This window comes from Halorubrum halophilum (assembly GCF_000739595.1).
Classification (GTDB): domain Archaea; phylum Halobacteriota; class Halobacteria; order Halobacteriales; family Haloferacaceae; genus Halorubrum; species Halorubrum halophilum.
On record NZ_BBJP01000068.1, the window covers coordinates 1 to 2,965 of the forward strand.

The following is a 2,965-nucleotide window of genomic DNA, read 5'->3' on the forward strand; positions in this document are numbered from 1 at the left end:
TTGCTCTGCTTTTTGGCTTGCTTGGTATTAGACACACCTTCAGCAAGCAGACGTCTCAACTAACCGGCTTTGTGATGTACTGATTCTTGAAATGATAATATTCAGGGGTCGCTATGTGTCTGTATTCAGCATTGCGCTGCTATACGACGTAAATTGACAGAGATACCAGTGATAAGTTCGCGTCTCTACTTAATGGGCGTTGTGGGCGAGAGTAGTGTGTAATTAAGGCACGTAACAAAGCTATCCTCTGCGGTCGGGCCCGTTTGTAAACACTACAGTGACCCGGTTCCGTGGCAAACATTTATGGTTTCCAGTTTCGTAACTCTACACAAGATGAGTTACGATACAGAACACGTGCGAAACGCGGGGGACACTCCAGGAACCATCACTGGAATTCCGACGTTCGCAGAATTACTTGAGAACCCGTCCCTCGCGGACCTCTATACATCGATTAGACAGGCAGAGACTGCAACAGGTCCCGAACTCGTCGAAACAACGACCGTCTCCAAAAAGACGGTGTACGACTACTTGCATAAACTGGAGCAGGCGGGCCTGATCAGCAAGGTTGGCGACGAGACCGGGACTGCCGTATACACCGCTCAGGAGTTCGAGCTAACGTTGACGGTCCGTGAGACGGAAGTCTCGATCACTCCCAAAATCATCGAGGTAATCGCCCAGAAAAACGAGTACCCAGCGATCGAACGAGTCCTCGAAGACTACGGCATCGTCACGTTCGCGCTCGCATACGATCTCGTGAACGCACACAGTGAGGGCGAGGTCACAATCCGGCAAATCGCGAGCCTCACAGATCTCTCTCCTGGAACTACGTATGATCTCGTCGAAGCGCTCTATTCGGTTCTCGACCTCGGTGATGACGATTCGACCCCGACGACGTACACACCGGATGAGTTCGATGCGGAGGGGGGCGATCTCCTCGAGGAATACGCCGATAAGTGAACCGAGCGAGGATGTATACTGCGAACATTGCGGACACGGTGATGTTTCGGAACTTGGGGAAGCACCCCAGTCCACACCTACAATCGCTCAAGAGTGCCGTAGAGGAAGCTGGAACTGAAGTTTGGGTGCCAGCAGCGGTCTACCACGAGCTGGCGGATACCGGGAGTGCCGACTCACCGACGAATCCATACCTCGATACGGCTATCGAAGAAGGGTGGCTTCGGGTAGCCACACCGCTACCAGGTGATCGTACAGCGGGATTCGAGAGTAGTGCTGGACCGGTTGAGAAAGCACGGTTCGTTGCAGATGAGTTTCTCAACCAGCAGAGCAAGTATCCAGAGACATGATTAGCAAATATCCCACGCCCTTTTGAGATTGGATTGGCCACTGACTGTTATGCGTCGAAATAGCGGAGCGATTAATTATGTAGCAGGGATGGCCACCTCTCGTGTCGGTCTAATAAACATGTATATCTACGGGGGTTCGGTTCTAAGTTTGCTGACATTCGTTCTAGGATTGGCTGCTAGTGGGAGTGTAAGCACCGCGATGAACGTGGTGCTTGATTTCTATATTGCGCGGCTTGTCCCATGGCCGTTTGATGAGCTGCTTCTTGCTGAGACGATTTTTGAGTTGATTCTGTCTCATGGAGTCACGATATCAGTTGGACTGCTATTTGCCAGCGCAAAATGGTGGGTAAACGCGTGATTAGAATCCCGTTCTGAAGCTCAGGCGTCTAACTATTCTTGATACAGATCGAGGTGGCTCTGTGAGGCTCCCGATGGAACCCATCAGAGATGGTTGATTACTCTTGAGAATACTGGCTAGAGGTGACTTGTGCCACCTGAATTAGTCGTTACTCAGCTCCTCCGGGAACGGTTCTTTGCCCCCGCGCGAACCGTATTTTGTTATCAACCGCGTGACGATCCCGTATTCGCTCGTAGGGGGTTCTGCGTCTGTGCTTGCTGAGGGTTCCCAATCTCGTGGGGTGGTAGTCATTAACGGTGGAACGAGTTGTTAGCGTAATAATGTTACCCGGTGAGGCAGGGATCGTGGTGATCGAAGTGACTTGATGTCCGAATACCCGGTAGCAGCTTCATCTACGTAGGTGCGAAGTCAGCTCACGTCTACGGTGTCAGTCGTGTGTTTGGCTGTCCTTTGTGCCCTCAGGTGAGAGAATACGCCGCTGACTGGGGTCCTGTTGAGACTGTAACTTTCTATCCGAATTAAGACACAATTCCCGATAAAAGTCGAATTCCCGCTCTTGATTCGGTATCGGCGTCAAGTCATGTCAGCGAAGTACTGGTTTGTAGAAATCCAAACTGCGAAGTTGGGCGAACGGCGGTCGCGAGCCAGTTCAGAATACCATCTTCACAACCGAGTCTGAGGCTGTAGTTCCTGTGATGGACAAGCACAGTATTTCGAGCTCGGACCCCGAGCTGGTCTCATCAGTCTACGGTGAGTTCGACTCCAGATTCGAGGCTGCCGAGCAGTATCACCTCCGGACACCTGCCCTCTCAGTAGTGAAACAGACGCTCCGAGAAGAGATCGGCGACGATATCGCAGCCGAGCTCGACGAAGTCCTCGCACACGCTGAAGAGATTTCCAACAGCAACGAATACCTCAGTATCGTCGAGATCATGCTCATCCTCGCAGCCCGCAACGAGGTCCTTCTCTATGACGTCTCGAAATGGGGAGAGGATACGGGTATCGCTTCGAAAGCGACCTTCTCACGGGCTAAATCAGCACTCGAAGATGCTGGCCTCATCGAGACTGAAAAAGTCCCACTAGACATCGGTCGCCCCCGACTTCGGCTTATCGCAACCGACGAGCTCGCGACAGCAGACCTGAAAACACTCTCCACCGAGATCCGGTCTCCGCTGTAGCATCCGCCCCACGATAGCCACCGACTATCGAGACGGATATACGGTACTTCTCCGACCAACAGCTTGAGGCTCGCCTCAAGCAGTACGAAAACCCAAACACACCACCAAAACCAGTATAAACTAAA

At 52.2% G+C, this 2,965-nt stretch carries 2 protein-coding genes; both read left to right on the forward strand.

The window, feature by feature from the left end:
* Positions 1-303: 303 nt before the first annotated feature.
* Positions 304-957, forward strand: a complete 654-nt coding sequence (locus tag ACP96_RS15375) for a winged helix-turn-helix domain-containing protein (RefSeq protein WP_010890434.1) — start codon at positions 304-306, stop codon at positions 955-957.
* 1,400 nt (positions 958-2,357) lie between these two features.
* On the forward strand, positions 2,358-2,840 hold the full coding sequence (locus ACP96_RS15380; protein WP_237561691.1) for a transcriptional regulator TbsP domain-containing protein: 483 nt from the start codon (positions 2,358-2,360) through the stop codon (positions 2,838-2,840).
* Positions 2,841-2,965 lie beyond the last annotated feature (125 nt).